Here is a 17307-nt window from a genome sequence, read left to right as displayed (position 1 = left end):
TTACGTAAATTAGGACGCTATGAGGAAGCGATCGCCGCCTATGACCAAGCCCTGACCATTAAGCCAAATAATGCCAACGTAACGTACAACAAAGCTTGCGCTTATGGTTTACAGGAGAAAGTTGAGCTAGCGATCAAATTTTTAAGTCAAGCGATCGAGCTTGATTTTAAATACCGAGAAATGGCTAAAACCGATTCAGACTTTGATGCGATTCGAGATGATGAGCAGTTTCAGCAGTTATTAAAGAACGACTAAACAATAAATATCAAGTAAAGCCTTATGAAATCTGCTCAAGCAATTTTAGAAAAACCGATTGCGTTTGTTATTGAAACTTGCAAGCAAATTCTTTTGTAACATTATGGCGATCGCCTTCAATTAATCATCCTACCTAGCCCGATCGGTATGAAAATTTTATGACCGACATAGCCACTTCATTTTGGCAGTGAAGGCGCACTGATGGCTATTCGAGAAATCAAGTTGGGAAAGTGGTTAGTTGTTGTTTATAGAGAAACCGAAAACGATGGCTTTGTTGTAACCGCCTTTTCCACTCCCCCTCTGTTTCTCTTAAAAAAGCAGGTTAAAAGTTCCCCTTAAAAAGGGGGATTTAGGGGGATCTAAACCGTGTTGCTACGCCGCAAATATCTTTTCAAATATGCTTTTAGCTACCTATTCAAACTGAGCCATCGTGTCATCTCAGAGGGTGTTTGAAAAGTCAATGGTGGTGATTTTAGGCACTTATTGATCCCCCCTAGCCCCCCTTTTTAAGGGGGGGAGCGGCTCGGAAGTCTCCTTTTTTAAGGGGGATTTAGGGGGATCTAAACCGTTTTGCTACGCCGCAGATATCTTTTCAAATATCCTCTTAGCCTTATGGTTAACTCAGCGATCGATAGCGCAGCAGGTAGGTAAACACCTCCCCCTGCTCCGGCGTGAGCAAAATGCCAGAGGGTGGAATTGTGAGTAACTGATTCCACAAGCCCTGATCGGCATAGTTCAGCCTGTGCAAGGTATTGACCGCTTCGCGTACGCCTTCGGGTGAACCCATAATGAGATGGCGCAAGCGCTCTCGCTCTGGCTGTAGGCGCGGAAAATTCAGCCGTACGGGTTCGGCTTCTCCCAGATGGCGCACATCCGGGAGGGTTGGGTTGATATAAAACAGCATTTTGGGATTCCTCCAAGAATCGGGTAGGAAATCCCAAAAATCTGGCCGCCCCAGACATAGCAGTACGGGACGGCCTGAGTAATAATTACTCTAGCCTCCGAGACAGCCTGATTCTGTCGAAGGGGTCAGGTGTCGAAATGTTGTTGCCGCAACTTTCGGCACCGCTCGACCAAATTTTTGGGTAGAACAGTAAGCTGCACATACACAGCTATAGCTCAAAAATCTACCCCATCCAGGGGCTAGACGCAAGCAATTTTTGCAGAGAAAGCTGACTGCTTAATCGCTAAAAGCAGCGGCAGCATGAACGGTTTTTGGGGGGGTGTTGAGCGCGATCGCAGCGTTGGCTAAAGGCTGGGCGTTATAGCGAAAGGCAGAAGGCAAAGAGCAGAGGGCAGCCGGAAGTTTTGCTGCTGGCGGTTTGCTGCCATTGAAGCGTTTCATCGTTGGTGGCTACTGCTGTAGCTGGGTTTGCTGGGCAGCGCCAATTAAAAAATTGGGCGTTTGTTTGATGTGCTTGGTTGTTGACGGCAACTCGGCACCGTCCCTAACCCTACGCCGATTCGCAGGTGTGGACGCGTGACTATAGTGAAAAAGCGCCCCTTGAGAAGGTGTTTGAAAAGCCAATGGTGGTGATTTTAGACACTCATCGATCTCCCCTAGCCCCCCTTAAAAAGGTAGGAATTGGCTGGGAAGTCCCCTTTTTTAAGGGGGATTTAGGGGGATCTAAACCGCTTTGCTACGCAGCAGATATCTTTTCAAACGTTCTCTGAGGATCTTGGCTTATGGATTTGTTTGACCAGCATCGTCAGCAGTTGATTGAACAAGAGGCACCGCTGGCGGCGCGGATGCGACCGCGATCGCTAGATGAATTTGTCGGCCAAGATGCCATTATTGGGCCGGGGCGGTTGCTGCGGCGAGCCGTCCAAGCCGATCAGCTTGCTTCGCTAATTTTTTATGGGCCACCGGGCACGGGCAAAACCACGCTAGCCCGCGTTATTGCCAATACTACCCAGGCTCACTTTATTGCTATTAATGCGGTGCTTTCAGGGGTGAAAGAAATTCGCGAGGCGATCGCGCTGGCTCAGGCTAAGCGCGGCCAGTATAGCCAGCGCACCATTTTGTTTGTTGACGAGGTGCATCGCTTTAACAAAGCCCAGCAAGATGCTTTGCTGCCTTGGGTAGAAAACGGCACGGTGATTTTAATTGGGGCGACGACTGAAAACCCGTTTTTTGAAGTGAACAAAGCTTTGGTCAGTCGTTCGCGCATTTTTCAGCTCAAGCCTCTAACGACGGCTGACCTCAAACAAGTGGCGGCACAGGCGCTGAGCGATCGCGATCGCGGTTATGGTCATAAATCTGTTGTGCTTGAGCCAGAGGCTCTGGATCATCTGGTGAATGTAGCCAATGGCGATGCCCGCACTTTGCTCAACGCTTTAGAACTGGCGGTTGAAACCACACCTGCCGATACCGATGGCAAAATTCACGTTACCCTTGCCGTGGCTGAAGACTCCATTCAGCAGCGAGCCGTACTTTACGACAAAGAAGGCGATGCCCACTTTGACACGATCAGCGCTTTTATCAAAAGCGTGCGCGGCTCAGACGCCGATGCGGCTCTTTACTGGTTGGCGCAGATGGTTTATGCCGGAGAAGATCCGCGCTTTATTTTTCGCCGTTTGCTGATTCTAGCCAGTGAAGATGTTGGCTTGGCTGATCCTCAGGCGATTACGGTGGTGAGCAGTTGTGCTATGGCTTTCGATCGCGTGGGGATGCCAGAAGGGCGCTATCCGCTGGCGCAAGCGACGCTTTATTTGGCGACAGCGCCTAAGTCAAACAGCGTTATGGGCTTTTTTGATGCGCTGGCTACGGTGGAACAGGCGCAACAGCCAGCAGTGCCCAACCCAATGCGCGATGCCAGCCGAGATAAAAAAGGTTTGGGTCATGGTCAGGGCTATCTCTATCCCCATGCGTATCGCGATCACTGGGTCGCGCAGCAATATTTGCCCACGAGCTTGCAGGGGCAAGTTTTTTATCAGCCGTCTAACCAGGGCTACGAAGGCACCCTGCAAACTCAGGTCAGCCGACGGCGTGAAGCGCAGCTAGCGGCTTTAACAGGAGCCGAACTACCCGAAATGCTCACCTATAGCCCACCTGATTTGCTGCCCGATCGCTGGCTACAGCGCAGCTTGGCGCAGGCGGGTGAACGGTTGGCTCAGGTGCGCGATCGCCTGTTTGAACTGGCTCAACTGCAACGGCATCACCTCGTTTTAGATCTCAACGCTGCTAGTGGCTTGCTCACCTGGGAGGCACTGCGTCAAGCGCCTGAAGGGGGCGTTTATGCTTTGGCTTATAAAGCGGCTGATGCCGAGGCGCTGCAAGAACAGGGGCAAGCCCTGCCCGACTTAACCCGACCCACTGTTCTATTGGCTCAGCCGTCTGCGCCTTTCGCTGCCCTGTCTCAACCCGCGCTCACGTTCGATCGCATCATTGGCCGCAATGTTTGGGCGCATCTCAGCGATCGCGCTCACTTTTTGCCACAAGTTGTTCAGTGGCTTGCACCGGAGGGGCGCTTAGTTTTAGTAGACAACTTACCCCAGGCCGGACAGCGCCTCTACCAGTTATTGACCCCGGCAGGGCTTGCCCCCGAACTGTATCAAGCGTTAGCTGCTGCCGAAACAGCCCTTTATCAAAACGAACCGGATTTAGCAACGCTGCAAGCCGATTTAATAGAAGCCTGTAAACGGGTAGGACTCAAAGCCACAACCGAAATTTTGCCTGCCCCAATCGAACTTTATCTTTCAGCCCCTATGTTACAGCGCTGGTTTCAACCCGGCTCAAAGGCAAGACCCAGTTACAGCGATCGCCTGCGCCCTTGGCTTTCGGCTGCCGAAATGGCCACCGTGCAAGCCGTCTTTAAGCAGCAACTCTTAAACCAAACGCTCACCTGGCACAGCCAGCTAATCTTTTTGCAAGCTCAGATCGTCGGCTAAGGGCTTTGGTACTTCGCCTTTGGCGGCAGTGGCATCGGTGGCGGCTGTGGGGCGCAATAGTGTAAGGGCTTCCTGACTTTGTAACTACTTCGCAACAGAAAAAGATCCAAAGTCTAAAAAAATGCGGAGATCCCCACTCCTATCGGCCAACTTCTCGATAAACAGGAACAACAGTTTATCTGGTATGAGCTTCCAGCTATGACAACTCTAAAAATTGCTATCAATGGCTTTGGCCGCATTGGCCGCCTGGTTTTACGAGCCGGAATTCGCCATCCCAATATCGAGTTTGTCGGCATCAACGATTTAGTTCCGCCGGAAAATCTGGCCTACCTGCTGAAATATGACTCTACCCACGGGCGCTTTGCGGGTGAAGTCAGCGCTTGCGATGAAGGGATTGTCGTCAACGGCCAGTTGATTCCGTGTAGTGCTGTTCGCAATCCGGCAGAACTTCCCTGGCAACAGCTAGGGGTTGATTATGTGGTTGAAGCGACAGGGTTGTTCACCACTTATGAAGGGGCAGCCAAGCACCTAGAAGCAGGCGCTAAGCGCGTGATTATTTCGGCTCCGACTAAAGATCCCAAGCAGGTACCGACTTTGCTTATGGGGGTTAACCACGAAGCCTTTGATCCAGAAAGCGATCGCATTGTGTCTAACGCCAGTTGCACAACCAACGGTCTAGCACCCATTGCCAAAGTCATCAACGACAACTTTGGTCTGCTAGAAGGGCTAATGACGACGGTACATGCTTCAACCGCAACTCAACCCACGGTAGACGGCCCCAGCAAAAAAGACTTACGGGGTGGACGCGGAGCAGGACAAAACATCATTCCGGCTTCTACAGGAGCAGCCAAAGCCGTTGCCCTGGTTTTGCCAGAGCTAAAAGGCAAACTCACTGGCATGGCCTTTAGGGTACCTACCCCTGATGTCTCAGTGGTAGATCTCACCTTCAAAACGGCACAATCAACCAGCTACGCCGCTATCTGCGAAGCCATGAAGCAAGCTGCCGAAACCCACCTAGCAGGCATCTTAGGCTACACCGAAGACCCGGTCGTTTCGACCGATTTTCAAGGCGACCCTCGCTCTAGCATTTTCGATGCGGGTGCGGGCATTGAACTCAACGCTAATTTCTTTAAGGTGGTTGCCTGGTACGACAACGAGTGGGGCTATTCTAGCCGGATTGTAGACTTAATGCTGTTTATGGCTCAAAAAGAAGGCCGATTTGAAACGGCTCAAATTCCCGCCTTGTCACAAGTCTAGTTTTGGGGCAGCGAAGGCACGATCAGCCATAACTTCAATTGTTTAATGGGTCGATGGCTGCAACCTGGCGGGCGATTTCAGTGAAGCTGACGTCAGCCCTGCTGCTAAAAAAGCCTAAAGGTAAAGCGTTCTAGCTTAGGTAGTAAGGTCTATCGGCTAGAACGCTTTGCTTTTAAGCCAAGCGACTACTTTTTCTTGAGATTACGCGCCATATTGCGAAACATATCCATACTGTCGTCAGGCTGGCGTCGCTGTGGCTGAGCTGACTGAGTGATCATTTCCGTCGTCATTTGTGGCTGCGGTTTGCCAACTTGAGGCACTTTAACGACTGGCTGGCCATTTTCAGCAAAGTCAACGCTGCTAAGAGCCGAAATCTGGCGAATGCTTTCTAATTCGCCTATACTCCCTTTTTTCTTGGCAAACGTGCGCTTAACAGTTTTGGCTGAGCGCATGTAGTCAATGTCGCCAAAGGTTTTGGCCTGGTCGCTGTCTAAAAAGAAAGCTTTTTCTTGCTTAGCTGGCTTAGGGGGAACCTGCGCCTCACTTTTCTTACCTTTGCCAAAAAGTCCTCGGATGAAACCCGTCATTACACTTCCTCAATTTTCTCTATCGCAACAAATTAAGATTTGCAACATTTCTTAGCTTAGTGTAACGTATTTTGGGATTTTTTTGCCCGCACTAAATAAGCCCGCAGCTTTAGAAAAACGAAGCTACGAGCGAAGTGTGAGTATTTGGGGGCGACTAGGGGTTTAAGGACTGCCCAAGCTAATGGCTGAGTGGCCAGGTTCAGATGCCTAACCTTTTCTGAGTCTTTAAAGTTTGCGCTGATAGTCTTCTAGCAAGTCAATCAGGTTAACCTGACACTGCATCGGCAACAAATCAATCATGGAGACTTCGCGACGGCCACCGCCGAGTTTGATAGGCGTATGGCGGAGAATGTCTAAAACTTTCTCTTCGGCTAGCTGATTGTCTTTCAGCAGGGGATAAAGCTTTTCTGCTAGCGGCGTGTGTAGCTTAGCGTCGCCCAAGTAAAGGTGCCACTTAGCGACGTCTAAGTAAATTTGTTCGCCAATGTCGGCGGCTAGTGCTTCGATCGCTTCTGATGGGTTGGAATAAGCCATGTTTGGCCTGCCTCAATAACTTAACTGCATCTTAAAAAGCAGCGAAATACTTTAGATCCGCTTAGAGAAAGATATTTTGCTGCCAAAATAGCGGCTTGTTGTCGCTAATACAGAAAAATTGGCAAATTTGTCAGCAAATAGAGAACTCGCTAAGCTGCCGGATCGGAATAATCTGCTAAGCCGAAAATATAGGCGGCATGGCCGATCAAACCGACTCCCCAAATTGCTGTGATCCATTGCACCCAGGGCACCCAGAGGGGATTGACCTGATGGAAAAACCATAGCCCTGAGTTGACGGCTATAAAAGCCGCTACATGAACGGCAAAGTTCATACGGTCGTCTAGTTTGCGGTAGGCCAGATCGTTTTTGCGGTCGGGTTGGCGGGGCCAGCGGGGAGGCATAAAAGCAATAGTAGGTTTAAAGGGTTGCTAGTTTGATTTTACGGGTTAAGTGCTTGTTGCAAGCTTTGCCAAACCTGTTCGGGAGGTTGATCGCCATCAATTCGCAATAGTTTTTGGCGATAGTCGTAGTAGTCCAGCATGGGCAGGGTTTGTTGATAAAATAGCTCAATTCGCCGCGCGATCGCATCGGGATGGTCGTCTGAGCGTGATCGCTCCAGCGATCGCGCCATCAGCACTGTTTGTGGCACTTCTAGCCAAATTGCCCGGTCTAGTTTTTGGCCGATATCATCTAGCAAAAAATCAAGCTCTTCAGCTTGAAATGCTGTTCGCGGGTAGCCATCTAGCAGCCAGCCAGCAATGGCATCGGGTTGCTGAAGCCGTTGTCGCATCAGGGTAATCATGGTTTCGTCTGCGACCAGTTCTCCCCGCTCAACGGTAGCCTTCACCTGATCCCCTAGATCTGTCCCCGCTCCAATTTCTTGGCGCAGAAGATCTCCCGTTGAAATCCAGGAAATTTGCCAAGTCTTTTGAAGTAGCTGGGCTTGTGTGCCTTTACCTGCTCCTGGCCCTCCTAGTAACACAAGTCTCACAAAACTTCCTCCTTAAAAGCTAGTCGATAAATTCAATCTGCAAGCTAACGCAACCCCAAAAACCTCGTGGCCGACAATTCAAGCGCAGAAACTAAAGGACTCAAAAAACTCAAGCTTTATGAGCGCTGCCGTTTACAAGAGGGTTGTACAGATGGGTTTACAAGTAGTATTATTTAAGACTGTGTCGAATTTTAAGTAGAACATGCCAAAGCTAAAAACTCGTCGAGCAGCGGCCAAGCGCTTTCGCCGCAGCGGAAGTGGTAAAATCATGCGCCGCAAAGCGTTTAAGAACCACTTGCTAGAGCATAAGTCAACAGCTCGTAAAAATCGACTGTCTCAGAAAACGGTCGTGCATGAGGCTGATGCCGAAAATGTAGAAATGATGCTGCCTTATTTGTAGGCAGATTCATCGGCTGCAAATGGGCTGTAAATGCCGAGTTTGTTGAAGTTTGAGTAATTGGGTTGAATTTGAAGCTGTTAAGGAAGCTTGATAAATGGCACGTGTGAAGCGCGGCAATGTAGCTCGTAAGCGCCGCAAAAAAGTATTAAAGCTAGCTAAGGGATTTCGAGGCTCTCACTCGAAGCTGTTCCGCACGGCTAATCAGCAGGTGATGAAAGCGTTGCGATATGCTTATCGCGATCGCCGCAACCGCAAGCGTGATTTTCGCCGTCTGTGGATTACCCGTATCAACGCGGCTGCGCGTCAAAACGGCGTCAGCTACAGCCAACTGATGGGACAGCTCAAGAAAGCTGACATCCAGATTAACCGCAAGATGCTAGCGCAAATGGCGGTTTTAGATCCAAGTAGCTTTAGCCGTGTGGTCGAGCTAGCGACTCAATCATAGCTGTAGTCACTTGGCTGGGTTGGTCTGAGCTAAACGTTTGCGTTTAGATCGGGTTGATTGCTGTTAGCTCACAGGTCTTGATATGTTCAAGACAATTTTTAGCTTTGGAATGGTAGCGGGGGTACTGTTGGGTGCTCCCGCTTTTGCCGCTGAGCTTAGCGAAATTCAAGCTCGTGGTTATTTAGTCGTCGGCGTGAAAGATAATCTGCAACCTTTGGGGTTTCTCAACCCAGAGGGAGAAATTGTGGGTTTTGAAATTGACCTTGCCCGCCGCTTAGCCGAAGAGATTTTTGCCGATCCGAATGCCCTGGTTTTGCAACCTGTGACTAATTTGGATCGCCTTCCGGCTGTGTTAGAAGATCGGGTTGATTTGGTGATTGCTGCCGTGACGGTAACTGAAGCGCGATCGCGGGTGGTGAGCTTTAGTTCACCTTATTATTTTGATGGCACCAGCTTTGTAACGCGTCGGCCTGAAATTCAATCGCTAGAAGATTTGCAGCGTCAGGCGATCGCCGCTTTAGATGGCTCTAGTGCCGTTAGCGCCCTACGCTATATTTTGCCAACCTCGCGTTTAGTCGCTGTCGCCTCTTACCAGCAGGGGCTAGCGCTATTGCAGCAAGAACAAGCCGTCGCTTTTGCCGGAGATATCTCTGTTCTCACGGGCTGGGTGCAAGAACAGCCTGACTATCACTTGCTACCAGTGGCTATCTCAAGTGAACCTTTAGCTGCCGTTATGCCCAAGGGCACGCAGTTTAATGGGTTGAGGCAATTGGTCAACGGAGCTTTAGGGCGCTGGTGCGATCAAGGCTGGCTAGACGAAAGAATTGACTATTGGGGCTTGCCGCGAACCAGCCTGCTTGAGGATTCAGCATGTCTAAAGGTGCCATCCTGATATCGCGTGCAATCCCGTGTCAAGATAGTTGCAGACATGAAAACCGCGCTTTAACGGAAATAGGGCTGGCATGGAGAACAGCAATTTTTTACTTGTTTATTTATCAGTTTTGTTGGTGCTGTTAGGGGTTGCTGCCTTTTTTGTGCTGCGCCAAGTGCTAAGAACACGCCGCATCGAAACCACCTTATCTCGCTTGCAAAACAAACTCACCAAAGAAAAAGGCACTGCCCAGGAATACTACGAATTAGGGAGTCTGCTCTTAGACAAAAAACTGTACACGCAAGCAGCGCTTTATCTCCAGCAAGCTCTCAAAAACTTGTCAACTGAGGAAGAAGCGGAAAATGCAGCTATTGTGTACAACGCTCTAGGGTTTACTTACTTTGCTCAAGAACAGTACGACTTGGCAATTCGTCACTACAAAGACGCCCTCAAAATTGCTCCCAACTACGTCACCGCCCTCAACAATTTAGGCCACAGCTACGAACAGAAGCAGCTCACCACGCAAGCGTTGGAAGCTTATGAAGCGGCTCTCAAACATGAACCCAACAACCCAACTGCCAAGCGCCGAGCCGAATCTTTACGTAAGCGAGTGGTGACGACTTCTCAATAAACCAAGCTAGGCGATCGCTTTGGTTCAGCGAGGTCGAAGCCAGCGCAACCTGAGTGTAAAGCGGTCGAGTAGGCGGCGATGAAAAGCGTCGCTAGCCGCTAGCGCTCACCTCAGGTGCTGATTGAGCCAAGTGTATGACGGCTCTTAAACAGTGGCTAACTCTGGCTGGCTCTGTGTTGTAGGGGTATGCGATGTTTCAGGCACACCACAATACACCTCAGCGGAATTGTTAGGGCTTTCGATCAGTTTAATTTTGTGTAGGGCGGCTCCGGTTTTGCCAATGGGAGCTTGCAGCAGGTCGCGAATGTGGACGGCAATATTTTCTGCTGTCGGAACCACCTCAGCAAAATAAGCAATGTCTTTGTTGAGAAAGGTATGGTCAAAGGGTTCAACGACATACTGGTCGATCAGGCTCTGGAGTTGAACCAAATCGGCAATCATGCCAGTGCGGGCGTCAATTTCACCCCGAACCGTTACTTCTAGATGGTAGTTGTGACCGTGACCATGCGGACGGGCGCACTTACCATAGATTTCGCAGTTTTCCTCATAGCTGAGTTGAGGGTGGGCTAGCCGATGGGCGGCGCTGAAGTGAGTGCTGATGGTGAGATATGCTTCCATGTCATTTCCCTGGTAGTCGGCCCAAAGTTCGGGATGTTCAAAGAGTTGGATATTGGTAATGGGTAAATAGGGGGCTAAGCGCTGCCAAATTGTGCGGGCAATTTGCTCGGTGGTGGGTAAAGTTGCCTGAAATTCTGGCCAGACATCGTTGAGATAGGCAAAGTCGAGCTGACTGGTGACTTCTCGTTTAATAATGTGTTTGACGTCAGATAGGTTGAGCACCATACCATAGGCGTCTAGCTCTCCGGCCATCGAAACATACAAGACATAGTTATGACCATGCCCTGGTGCTTTAGCACATAGCCCAAATTGCTTTTGGTTATCTGCCTCACTCAATTCGGGCAACCAGTATCGATGACTGGCTGAAAATTGTGCCCGACGATGAATAATGCATTTCATGAAGCTGTAAGCTGATTCGCTAAAAGATTAAGTTACGTAAACCTGTGCTTCTCCAGCATAAACGATAATCTCCTGGCGATCGCTTCGATCAGCCAGACTGGTTTTTCCTTTGGATGGGCGACTGAGTTGCTCGTTGCCAAAAATATGGCAATGGCTAACCGCTAGATTTGAGCGTTGCAACTCTAGAGGCTATCGCTATAAATGAAGTGAATTTTTGTGAAAAGCTTTGTTTGCAGAAGCCCAAAAACGGCCAAAGCTTTGTACCACAAGGCTTTAGTGGGTGGTAAAGAAAAAACTCATGGCTTGTTGACAAAAGAGGAAAATAGTATAATTGAATACAGAAATAACAAATCGTTCATCTTCCTGATCCTTAAGTTGCGTTTGCGGGGGGCAGGAAAGACGGAAGTAGGGAGTTAGCCCGAAGGAACGCATCTCAATTTCTCAAAATTGGGAGCTAACATCTCTGGAGACAAATTTATGAAATTGTGTTATCGCGGCGTTGAATACGATTACAACCCTCCTGCTTTAGAGGTAACGGAAAGCGACATCGTTTGTCAGTATCGAGGACGGCCTCTAACTTACAGCTATGTTCGGCACATTCCCATTCCTCAGCCTGTAGCAACCCTCAATTATAGAGGAGTTGCCTACCAGACTAACGCTAAAGGGCAGGTAGAAGCGGTCAATACCCCAGCAGAATCTATTTTCGCTAAGTTATCCGGTTTTTCGCAGCGAACCAATCCGATGGCTCAAGCGCGGCGAGAGCTGCTGCGGGAAGCTGCTCAAACTCATCAAGAAAATATCCGTCGTAGTCTGATGCATCGGCTAGAGGTAGCTCGTGCTAAAGGCAATGAAGTTTTGGTTAGACAGCTAGAAGATGAAATGCATCAAATAGCTTAGTCAAAAGTTGTGCTGTAGCTGGAGTAGGAGCGGGTGTGCAGTGAAAACTGTACACCCCTTTTCTTTGGGAGGGCTTGAGAACCCAGCCTGTAGCTTGAGTGAGACCCTTTAATGGCTAAAAACTGTTGACAGCACCGTTTTCTTTTTGCCTTGTGCCTTTAGCGAGGGGTGGCTGAAATAAGGGTTGGCGTGTTTTGCAATTGTGGGGCTAGCGGCAAATTGGGGTTAATTGAGACAGACGGATACACATAGGCGCTTTCGGTTTGCCGCAGCGGGCTAGGCGTGGGTGTTGGCCAGCGTATCCAACTGCTATCTGAGGGCAACGGCTGGGCGATCGCTGCTTCGCTAAACCAGATGAGCGAACTGCGTGGTAACGGCTGAACGGCGGCTTCTTGGGGGTTAACCGCTGCCAAAGCCGTAAGAATGGCGGTTTTTTTATGCAGGATGCCAGTTTTAGCCGTCCAAAGTGCGATCGCTGCTCCTTGCTGGAGTCCGTAGCAGTAGAGCGAGGCCACAGCAACGACCGCTTGCTCAAAGTTTTCAGTTTGCCAGTTGGAAGCGCTATCGAGACAAAGCGTGACTGCTTGAGCCTGGGTAAAGTGTTCTAGTTCTCGTACCCGCAGTTCGCCATAGCGGGCGCTGGTACGCCAGTGAATTAACCGGGTTGGATCACCCCAGCGGTAAGGGCGCAGAGATCGGGTAACTCCTTCAGTCGCATCTTGATAGCGGCGATCGCCTGACCAGGTTTGCTGCTGAGCTGTCCCCAAGCGCTGATCGATCAAGGGACACTGAGACAGGGGCAGCACTGTGGGATAAACCACTGCTGTTGCTTTTGCCCAGCGATCGCGGTGACACCAAAACAGACCGAAAGGTGCGGCTGTGCGCAGTTGCACACGCTGCCAGCGGTAAATACCTCGCTGCTGCGCTAAACAGTCAAATTGCCAGTGATAGGTTTCTTTAGCTTTGAGCAAGGCGATCGCTTGAGTTTTCGTTCCGCCTAAGGCCGGGGGGAGGCGATCGCAAATTTGCAGCATGCCCTTGGCTCGCGGGGTGGCATTCGATAAGCTGAGTGCTAGCTTGAGCGGTTCGCCAACGCTAACAGGCCGAATTGGCTGACGCTGGATTTGCAAACCTCGCAAAAGCCGGGGGGGCAACACCGCTGCGATCGCCAGCAGCGCTAGCATAACGCCGCTAATGACATAAAGCCAGCCAGCTAGGGTGTTGGTGGCAGCACCAAAGAAAAATAGAGTCAATCCCAGCAAGACCCAACCGCTATAAGCTGGCGTAACCCAACGGTTCATCAACCAAGAATTCACTTTTGGTAAAATCTGCATGCTGGCTAAGAGGGTCGCGAAACAACAATAGAAACGGCTAAACTTTCTCAAATTCTGCCGCGAAAATGTCAGGTTAGCGGGAAAGCTGTTAGAGAAGGTGTTGTTGTCTTAAGTGAATCTATAAAAGACGGCTTTTTGAGGTTTAGAACCACTCGGCTGCAATTTGTCCTCAACCCCTTTAAATATTCAGACTACCGCTTCACGTCGTGATACTAGCGCTATGCTTGCCGAGCTAAATAAAGCTATTCTCCAAAATGTGCTTGTCGTCGAGCCTGACCTGCCATTGCTAGAGGCAATCGTGTCTATGAGCAATGCCCGCAGTCGCTGTCATTTACTGGCAGGCAACACTGACCCCTTTGATGATCATCTGGCAGCCGAAAGTCGGGCTAGCTGTCTTTGTGTGGTGAGCCAAGGGCAGTTAGTTGGAATTTTGACAGAGCGCGATATTATTCGCCTGACGGCTAAAGCGCAAATTACCAGCGCCATTACGGTCGCTGATGTAATGACGTGTTCGGTCATTGCGTTAAAGCAGTCTGAATTTACCAACATTTTTGTAGCGCTCAATCTATTTCGAGAACGACGTATTCGCCATTTGCCGATTGTGGATGAGGCAGGGCAATTGGTGGGGCTACTAACGCATGAAAGTTTACGGCAGCTATTGCAACCTGCCGATTTGCTGCGGCTCAGACTCATTTCTGAGTTGATGCCTCGACAGGTTATTGGTGCCGCCGTTACAGATACGGTTTTTCAAGTAACTGAGCTAATGGCCACTCATGGCGTTAGCTGCGTTGTGATTGTTGAGAAGCAAACGATAGCAAACGAAGCTGCTGGTACTGGGGTGGAGATTGAGCGGCCTGTGGGCATTGTTACGGAGCGAGACATTGTTCAATTTCAGGCCATTGGTCTTGACGTTCATCAGATCCAGGTTGGGGCTGTCATGAGTTCCCCTGTTTTTGCCTTGAAACCCAAAGATTCTCTTTGGGCGGCTCATTTACTGATGCAGGAGCGGCGAGTTCAGCGGATCGCTGTTGTTGGCGACTATGGTGAGCTATTGGGCATTATTACCCAAACTACGCTGTTGCAAGCGCTTGATCCGATTGAAGCTTACAAGCTCGTCGATGTTCTGAAGCAGCGGATTTCTCAGCTAGAGGCAGAAAAAATTGAGCTGCTGCAAAGTCAGAATATAGAGCTACAGCGGCAGGTGTCTCTGCGGACTGAGGCGCTAAAGCAACAAGCAGACTGCGATCGCCTGTTAGCGCAAACGTCTGCTCACATTCGCAGCACCCTGGATTTGCAGCAAATTTTGGATACGACAGTTAGCGAAGTCCAGCAATTTTTAGACTGCGATCGCCTGTTGATTTATCGATTTGCTCCTGATTGGCGTGGCTGTGTGGTGGCTGAGGCCATCAAGCCAAATTGCCAATCGTTGCTTAATCTGACCTGTATCGATCCTCATTTTGGCGAAAACCTGGTTGAAGATTATTGCCAAGGGCGAATTCAACAGACTGCCGATATCTACGCCAGCAAACTTTCCACCTGCTATGTGCAATTGCTGGCATCGATGGGGGTTCGCGCCACGTTGATTGTGCCGATTTTGCAGGATAGCCGCCTTTGGGGATTGCTAACCGCGCAGATGTGTTATCAGCCGAGAACCTGGCATGTTTATGAAACCGAGCTACTGAAGCAGCTTTCGACCCAAGTGGCGATCGCGATTCAACAGTCTGAACTGTACCAGCAATCACAAAATGAACTACGCGAACGTGAGCTGGCTGAAGCGTCGCGAGCTGAATCAGAATCAAGGCTACGTTCAATTGTTGATAACGCTCCTAGCCAGATATTGATGCTCAATCGAGCTGGCAAAATTTTGTTTGCCAATCGCCGTGGTACTTCAGAGTCGCTGCCACAACTCACAGGAGACGATCTCAGCGATTATGTACCTACTTCGGTTGAACCGCTTTATCAAGAAAGTTTGGCGGCTGTCTTTGAACATGGCAAAACTGTTAGCTTTGAAGCTCCTGGCTACACCTTCGAGGGCGACATAGCTTTTTACCAAACCCGAATCGCACCTGTTTGGCAGAACCAAAGAGTCGAAAGTGCCGTGATGATTGCTACGGATGTCAGCGATCGCAAGCGAGTTGAGGCCGAGCTACAAGCCGAAGAATTTAGGCTGCGCTGTCTGACCAATGCTATTCCCGGTGCCGTCTATCAGTATCGGCGATCGCCGACAGGCGAACAAAGCTTACTCTATATGAGTCAAGGGGTGGCAGAAATTTATGAGGTGTCGCTGGCTCAGGTGCAGGCGAATACCCAGGTGATTGCAGATAGGATTCCGCCTGAAGATCGCTCGCGACTGCTCAGCGCGATTGAAGACTCAGCCAAACACCTCACCTTCTTTGAGGTCGAACACCGAGTTGTGATCCCGAACAAACCGCTAAAGTGGGTGACTTCACGGGCAATTCCCTACCTAGAAGCAGACGGCAGTATTATCTGGTACGGCATTACCCTTGACATTACAGCCCGTAAACACGCAGAAGAACTGCTACAGCGAGTCAACCAAGACCTAGAGGCGCGGGTAGTGCAGCGAACCGCCGAACTGGCTGAAAGTGAGGCCAAATTCCGGCTTTTTGTTGAACATGCCCCAGCGGCTGTGGCTATGTTCGATCGCCAAATGCATTATCTAGCCGTTAGCGCTCGCTGGCTCTTAGATTATGGCTTGGGCGATCGCGATGTAATAGGTCTTTCTCACTATCAGGTGTTTCCCGATACGCCTCAAGCTTGGAAGGAGATTCATCAGCGCTGCTTAGCGGGGGCAATAGAAACCTGCGAAGAAGATCCTTTTCCTCGTTTTGATGGTTCCATTGACTGGCTACGGTGGGAAGTTCACCCCTGGTATGACGCCCAAGGTGCGATCGGCGGCATTATCATCTTTACAGAGGTAATTACTGCTCGCAAACAAGCGGAAGCCGCCCTTAAGCAAAGTGAGGTCGCTTTACGCCAAGCCAATGAGCGGCTGACGACCACTAATGCTGAACTCGCCAGAGCCACTCGCCTCAAAGACGAATTTTTAGCTAACATCAGCCACGAGCTACGAACCCCGCTCAATGCCATTTTGGGTCTTTCTGAAGGACTCAAAGATCAGGTTTACGGCCCCCTGACTGCAAAACAACACAACTCACTAGCCACAATTGAGCGTAGCGGTCAACATTTACTGGAGCTGATTAACGATATTCTCGACCTCTCTAAAGCTGAGGCAGGCAAGCTAGAGTTGCAGGTGTGCTTAACCGACGTTTTCCACCTTTGCAACAGCAGCTTAGCTTTCATTCGTCAGCAAGCCAACCGCAAAAGAATTCAGCTCTGTGTTTCTGTGCCGGACACTGTGGCGCTAATTGAAGTAGATGAGCGCCGCTTACGTCAGGTATTAATTAATCTGCTCAGCAACGCCGTCAAGTTTACGCCTGATGGCGGACAAGTAGAGCTAGCTGTCCGGGTAGAATCACCAGAAATTCTGTTTGTTGTTAGCGATACCGGGATTGGTATTGCCCCTGAAAATATGAGTAAGCTGTTTGCCGCTTTTGTGCAAATTGACAGCAGCCTTAGCCGTCAGCATCAGGGCACTGGGCTAGGGTTAGCCTTAGTGCGCCGCCTTAGTGAGTTACATGGCGGTACGGTTGAGGTTGAAAGTGAGGTCGCTAAAGGGAGTCGCTTTACTGTCAGGCTACCCTACCGAGATTCACAGGTTTTAACCGCTAGTCAGTCTACCGCAATAGCTAGCCAGAGAGTTCTGGCTGCTCATGCTGCCGCGTCTACGCCAGATTCGGATCAACGCCAACCGCTAGTCTTAATTGCTGACGACAACGAAGCCAATATTGAAACCATTGCTGACTATCTAAGCTGCCAGGGATACCGTTTATTATTAGCAAAAAATGGAGTGGAGGCAGTCCGCTTAGCGGTAGAACAGAAACCTGATTTGATTTTGATGGATATTCAAATGCCTGAAATGGATGGGTTGACTGCTATACAGCAAATTCGGCAACAATCCGCTTTACGCCAGGTGCCGATTGTGGCGCTGACAGCGCTAGCAATGACAGGCGATCGCGATCGCTGTTTAGCCGCAGGAGCCGCTGCTTATCTGACTAAGCCTGTTAGCCTGCGTCATTTAGTCCACACTATCCGTGGATTACTGAGTAGGTAGCAACT

General features: G+C 50.0%; 17 protein-coding genes and 1 riboswitch. Of the genes, 9 read left to right on the top strand and 8 right to left on the bottom strand.

Annotated elements, in window-relative coordinates; all coding sequences use genetic code 11:
* Nucleotides 1-255 (top strand): TPR end-of-group domain-containing protein (locus tag ACTS3T_RS01600; protein WP_462934636.1); only part of this gene is annotated, 255 nt, incomplete at its 5' end.
* A 616-nt stretch (nucleotides 256-871) separates the two neighbouring features.
* Here ACTS3T_RS01600 and ACTS3T_RS01595 read toward each other — a convergent pair.
* Nucleotides 872-1159, bottom strand: coding sequence for a hypothetical protein (locus ACTS3T_RS01595; protein ID WP_377961300.1), 288 nt, complete (start codon nucleotides 1157-1159; stop codon nucleotides 872-874).
* A 276-nt stretch (nucleotides 1160-1435) separates the two neighbouring features.
* The gene (locus tag ACTS3T_RS01590) at nucleotides 1436-1600 is read right to left on the bottom strand and encodes a hypothetical protein (protein ID WP_377961297.1); all 165 of its coding nucleotides are present in this window, start codon (nucleotides 1598-1600) and stop codon (nucleotides 1436-1438) included.
* 341 nt (nucleotides 1601-1941) lie between these two features.
* Between ACTS3T_RS01590 and ACTS3T_RS01585 the strand changes: the two genes are divergently transcribed.
* Both ACTS3T_RS01585 and gap read left to right on the top strand, forming a co-directional pair.
* Nucleotides 1942-4146: an AAA family ATPase gene (locus ACTS3T_RS01585; RefSeq protein WP_377961295.1), complete on the top strand. Its 2205-nt coding sequence runs from the start codon at nucleotides 1942-1944 to the stop codon at nucleotides 4144-4146.
* Between the two features lie 198 nt (nucleotides 4147-4344).
* Nucleotides 4345-5403, top strand: coding sequence for a type I glyceraldehyde-3-phosphate dehydrogenase (gap, locus tag ACTS3T_RS01580; RefSeq protein WP_377961292.1), 1059 nt, complete (start codon nucleotides 4345-4347; stop codon nucleotides 5401-5403).
* Nucleotides 5404-5588: 185 nt separating this feature from the next.
* Here gap and ACTS3T_RS01575 read toward each other — a convergent pair whose 3' ends face one another.
* The 4 genes from ACTS3T_RS01575 to ACTS3T_RS01560 form a co-directional block, all read right to left on the bottom strand.
* Entirely contained in the window at nucleotides 5589-5990 is a 402-nt protein-coding gene (locus ACTS3T_RS01575; protein ID WP_377961289.1) for a hypothetical protein, read from the bottom strand.
* Between the two features lie 225 nt (nucleotides 5991-6215).
* The gene (locus tag ACTS3T_RS01570) at nucleotides 6216-6524 is read right to left on the bottom strand and encodes a DUF3181 family protein (RefSeq protein WP_377961287.1); all 309 of its coding nucleotides are present in this window, start codon (nucleotides 6522-6524) and stop codon (nucleotides 6216-6218) included.
* A 149-nt stretch (nucleotides 6525-6673) separates the two neighbouring features.
* Nucleotides 6674-6925, bottom strand: coding sequence for a 2TM domain-containing protein (locus tag ACTS3T_RS01565; protein WP_377961284.1), 252 nt, complete (start codon nucleotides 6923-6925; stop codon nucleotides 6674-6676).
* A 38-nt stretch (nucleotides 6926-6963) separates the two neighbouring features.
* Nucleotides 6964-7515 (bottom strand): adenylate kinase, encoded by a 552-nt coding sequence (locus ACTS3T_RS01560; protein ID WP_377961281.1) that lies wholly within the window; start codon nucleotides 7513-7515, stop codon nucleotides 6964-6966.
* Nucleotides 7516-7717: 202 nt separating this feature from the next.
* Between ACTS3T_RS01560 and rpmI the strand changes: the two genes are divergently transcribed.
* The 4 genes from rpmI to ACTS3T_RS01540 all read left to right on the top strand — a co-directional run bounded on the left by rpmI (nucleotide 7718) and on the right by ACTS3T_RS01540 (nucleotide 9862).
* Nucleotides 7718-7915: a 50S ribosomal protein L35 gene (rpmI, locus tag ACTS3T_RS01555; RefSeq protein WP_377961279.1), complete on the top strand. Its 198-nt coding sequence runs from the start codon at nucleotides 7718-7720 to the stop codon at nucleotides 7913-7915.
* 94 nt (nucleotides 7916-8009) lie between these two features.
* Nucleotides 8010-8360 (top strand): 50S ribosomal protein L20, encoded by a 351-nt coding sequence (gene rplT, locus ACTS3T_RS01550; protein WP_377961276.1) that lies wholly within the window; start codon nucleotides 8010-8012, stop codon nucleotides 8358-8360.
* Between the two features lie 82 nt (nucleotides 8361-8442).
* Nucleotides 8443-9252 carry a transporter substrate-binding domain-containing protein gene (locus ACTS3T_RS01545; protein WP_377961273.1) on the top strand — a complete coding sequence of 270 codons (810 nt, stop codon included), beginning with the start codon at nucleotides 8443-8445 and terminating at the stop codon, nucleotides 9250-9252.
* Between the two features lie 70 nt (nucleotides 9253-9322).
* Nucleotides 9323-9862 carry a tetratricopeptide repeat protein gene (locus ACTS3T_RS01540; RefSeq protein ID WP_377961271.1) on the top strand — a complete coding sequence of 180 codons (540 nt, stop codon included), beginning with the start codon at nucleotides 9323-9325 and terminating at the stop codon, nucleotides 9860-9862.
* Nucleotides 9863-10006: 144 nt separating this feature from the next.
* Here ACTS3T_RS01540 and ACTS3T_RS01535 read toward each other — a convergent pair whose 3' ends face one another.
* Entirely contained in the window at nucleotides 10007-10879 is an 873-nt protein-coding gene (locus ACTS3T_RS01535) for a 6-carboxytetrahydropterin synthase (protein WP_377961268.1), read from the bottom strand.
* Between the two features lie 350 nt (nucleotides 10880-11229).
* Nucleotides 11230-11312, top strand: a riboswitch (Glutamine riboswitch).
* Between the two features lie 44 nt (nucleotides 11313-11356).
* Here ACTS3T_RS01535 and pirA point away from each other — a divergent pair.
* Nucleotides 11357-11776, top strand: a complete 420-nt coding sequence (gene pirA / locus ACTS3T_RS01530) for an arginine synthesis PII-interacting regulator PirA (protein ID WP_377961259.1) — start codon at nucleotides 11357-11359, stop codon at nucleotides 11774-11776.
* Between the two features lie 158 nt (nucleotides 11777-11934).
* Here pirA and ACTS3T_RS01525 read toward each other — a convergent pair whose 3' ends face one another.
* Entirely contained in the window at nucleotides 11935-13110 is a 1176-nt protein-coding gene (locus tag ACTS3T_RS01525; RefSeq protein ID WP_377961257.1) for a DUF58 domain-containing protein, read from the bottom strand.
* A gap of 220 nt (nucleotides 13111-13330) precedes the next feature.
* Between ACTS3T_RS01525 and ACTS3T_RS01520 the strand changes: the two genes are divergently transcribed.
* Nucleotides 13331-17302, top strand: coding sequence for a CBS domain-containing protein (locus ACTS3T_RS01520; protein WP_377961254.1), 3972 nt, complete (start codon nucleotides 13331-13333; stop codon nucleotides 17300-17302).
* The last annotated feature ends 5 nt before the right edge of the window (nucleotides 17303-17307 follow it).

Origin of the sequence: Almyronema sp. (assembly GCF_052168255.1) — a bacterium.
In the GTDB taxonomy this organism is placed as follows: Bacteria; Cyanobacteriota; Cyanobacteriia; order Phormidesmidales; family Phormidesmidaceae; genus Sphaerothrix; species Sphaerothrix epifaneia.
Note: the sequence above shows the minus strand (reverse complement) of the source record. Positions and strands in the feature narration are given on the sequence as shown.